Consider the following 3,063-nt stretch of genomic DNA (forward strand, 5'->3'; position numbering starts at 1 on the left):
TGTTTGGCAAGGAACTCCAGATAAAGGATTTGCACAGTTTAATGATTCACCAAGATATACAACTGGTTATACTTCTTTATTTAACACCATCGGTTATGTTGTAGAGACTCACATGTGGAAAGATTATAAAAAAAGAGTTAATGCAACGTATCAATTTATGCAAAGCACAATCAATTATGTTGATGCGAATTCGGCTGAAATTAAAAATATACGCAAAAGAAATGAGTCTCAATTTAAACCAAAAGATAATTATCCTATTCAGTGGGTTTTAGACTCATCGAAACTAAAAAAGATGGTGTTTTTAGGATATGAAGGTGAAATAATTAAAAGTAAAGTAACGACTGGTGATCGTTTGTTTTATGACAGAACCAAGCCTTATGAAAAAGAAATAGATTTTTATCCAGCATATAAATCGAGCTTAGATATTGTTATACCAAAAGCTTATATCATTCCGAAATCATGGTGGACAGTAATTGATTTGCTAAAAAGTAATAATTGTAACTATTCTATTTTAAAGAATGATACGATAATTGATGTCGAAAGCTATAAAATTGCTAATTATAAAACCGCAACTTCTGCTTACGAGGGACATTACAATCACAGAAACACAGCTGTAACAAAATCTATTGAGAAAAAAACTTTTGCTAAAGGTGATTATTTGTTTCCTACATCTCAGACAGGCATAAAGTATTTACTTGAAACTTTAGAACCACAAGGAGTTGATTCCTTTTTTAATTGGAATTTCTTCGATGCTATTTTGCAACAAAAAGAAGGTTATTCTGATTATGTTTTTGAAGATTTAGCCGCTAAAATTCTTATCGAAAATCCAAATTTAAAAAAGCAATTTGACGAAAAATTAATTTCTGATTCCACTTTTGCTAAAAATCCAGAAGAGCAGTTAGATTGGGTACACAAGCACTCGATTTATTATGAAAAAGAACATTTGCAATATCCAATTTACAGAATAATGAATTAAATAATTAGGATTTATTAAATCACTTTTTCTTCTACAAACAACAATTTAATATTTTCGTAAGAGTTTTTCAGCGCTTCTTTAATTTCATCAGGATTAAGCCAAGCGACTTTTTCAATTCCTTCTTCAATTTGACCTGTTGGAGTTCCTTCAAAATTGGTTTTCATTTCGAACCAATGTGTTATTTTTAGCTTATAACGTCCGTTACGCTTAAAGATATGATAGGTTTTTTGTAATTTTTCAGTAATTTCAAGACCAGTTACACCCGTTTCTTCTTCTACTTCACGAATTGCGGTGTCTTCAATTTCTTCACCTTTTTGTATTCCACCTTTTGGTAAATCCCATTTTCCGTTTCTAAAAATAAATAGAACTTCACCATTTTTGTTATAAACCAATCCGCCACCGGCTTTATTAACAGGAATTTTGGTTTTTAAGGTTTTCATAATTTCTTTCTCATCAGGATGATACAAGTAAGCTTTCTGAATTTTATTCTGAAAGAAATTTATAATCATCTGATTTATATCTGCACTTTCCAACAAGAAAAATTTGAAATCAGTTTCTTTTTTGATTTCATTTGTTAGAAAAAGTGGCTTGTCGTTCACAAAAACTTTATACATTTGTACTATGATTTTTAATAAAGATACAGCTAGTCAAACTGCCGAATTGCTTTTACAAATAAATGCAATTAAATTGAATTCTGAAAATCCTTTTACATGGGCTTCAGGATGGAAGTCTCCTATTTATTGTGATAACAGGGTAATACTCTCGTTTCCAGCGATAAGAAATTATATTCGAGATGAATTTTCTAAAAATATTGAGAAACAATTTGGTAAGCCAGATGTTATTGCAGGAGTTGCCACAGGTGCAATAGGCATTGGGATTTTGGTTGCTCAGGAATTAGGGCTTCCTTTTGTATATGTGCGTCCCGAAGCAAAAAAGCACGGACGATTGAATCAAGTAGAAGGTTTTTTGCAAAAAGGACAAAATGTAATTGTGGTCGAAGATTTAATTAGTACAGGAAATAGTAGCTTACTCGCTGTTGAAGCGTTGCGTAACGAAGGAGCAAATGTAAAAGGAATGGCAGCTATTTTTTCGTATGGATTTCAAATTGCGGAAGATAATTTTGCTAATTATAACGTAGATTTATTCACATTAAGTAATTACGAAAGCTTACTAGAATTGGCTGTTTCCAAAGAATATATTACAGAAAATGAGCAATATTTACTGCAAGAATGGCGTAAAAACCCATCTGAATGGAATGTTGAAGTTTAGTTTTTTGTTTATTTGGTTAATCGGTTAATCGATTAATCGAAACCACCAAAGTCTAATAGTATGTGGATTCACCGAATCAACAAATAACCGAATCAACGATTAACCAAAATAACTAATAATGAATTTAGAAAGCCAAAAAGTTACTGTTCAAAAAAGTGCAGAATATGTTTTTAATGAATTATGTCAAGTAAAAAATTTCGAAAAATTGATGCCTGACACTATAGCAAAATTTGAAGTATTAGACGAAAATGCTTTTATTTTTGGACTAAAAGGAATGCCAGAAATAAAACTTAAAATGAAAGAGAAAAATGCAAATTCTCAAGTTATATTAGGAGCTGCGAGTGATAAGTTACCGTTTACATTAACGGCAAATATTAATGAACTTTCTTCAGATGCGACTGAAGTCCAATTGCTTTTCGATGGAGATTTTAATGCCATGATGGCCATGATGATAAAAGGACCAATAAGCAAGTTTATTGAAACTTTAGCGGAGAATATGGTTAAATTGTAGTTTTTCAATAACCACAAAAGGCACAAAAGAAAATAAATTGCGATTTTTTTTTCTTTTGTGCCTTTTGTGGTTAAACTAATAAACCATAATAAGTTCTTTTACCTCAAAGTATTTCACGCTATCATCTTCTAACAAAACTTCCAGTTGCCCGTTACGAGTTACACCATTTATAATTCCCATAAATCGTTCCTGATTTAGATCTTCAAACAAAGTAGGCTTTCCTTTTTTAAATAAATAGTTTTCGTATTCATCCCAAAAAGAATCAATATCATTGTATTTTAGTTTTTCAACGTTGTTTTCAATTTTA

General features: G+C 30.9%; 3 protein-coding genes and 2 pseudogenes. 3 read left to right on the forward strand and 2 right to left on the reverse strand.

Annotation, left to right across the window (positions count from 1 at the left end):
• Positions 1–976, forward strand: a pseudogene (locus ACHZC3_RS10055) (hypothetical protein); the annotation flags it as partial.
• 14 nt (positions 977–990) lie between these two features.
• On the opposite strand, the gene ACHZC3_RS10060 reads toward ACHZC3_RS10055, so the two are convergent.
• Positions 991–1,590 carry an NUDIX hydrolase gene (locus ACHZC3_RS10060; RefSeq protein WP_394759735.1) on the reverse strand — a complete coding sequence of 200 codons (600 nt, stop codon included), beginning with the start codon at positions 1,588–1,590 and terminating at the stop codon, positions 991–993.
• A 7-nt stretch (positions 1,591–1,597) separates the two neighbouring features.
• Here ACHZC3_RS10060 and pyrE point away from each other — a divergent pair, with 7 nt between their 5' ends.
• Both pyrE and ACHZC3_RS10070 read left to right on the forward strand, forming a co-directional pair.
• Positions 1,598–2,245, forward strand: a complete 648-nt coding sequence (pyrE, locus tag ACHZC3_RS10065) for an orotate phosphoribosyltransferase (protein ID WP_394759736.1) — start codon at positions 1,598–1,600, stop codon at positions 2,243–2,245.
• Between the two features lie 118 nt (positions 2,246–2,363).
• Positions 2,364–2,756 (forward strand): SRPBCC family protein, encoded by a 393-nt coding sequence (locus tag ACHZC3_RS10070; protein ID WP_394759737.1) that lies wholly within the window; start codon positions 2,364–2,366, stop codon positions 2,754–2,756.
• 75 nt (positions 2,757–2,831) lie between these two features.
• On the opposite strand, the pseudogene ACHZC3_RS10075 reads toward ACHZC3_RS10070, so the two are convergent.
• Positions 2,832–3,063: pseudogene (locus ACHZC3_RS10075) on the reverse strand (biotin--[acetyl-CoA-carboxylase] ligase); the annotation flags it as partial.

This window comes from Flavobacterium sp., assembly GCF_043720215.1.
Lineage (GTDB): Bacteria > Bacteroidota > Bacteroidia > Flavobacteriales > Flavobacteriaceae > Flavobacterium.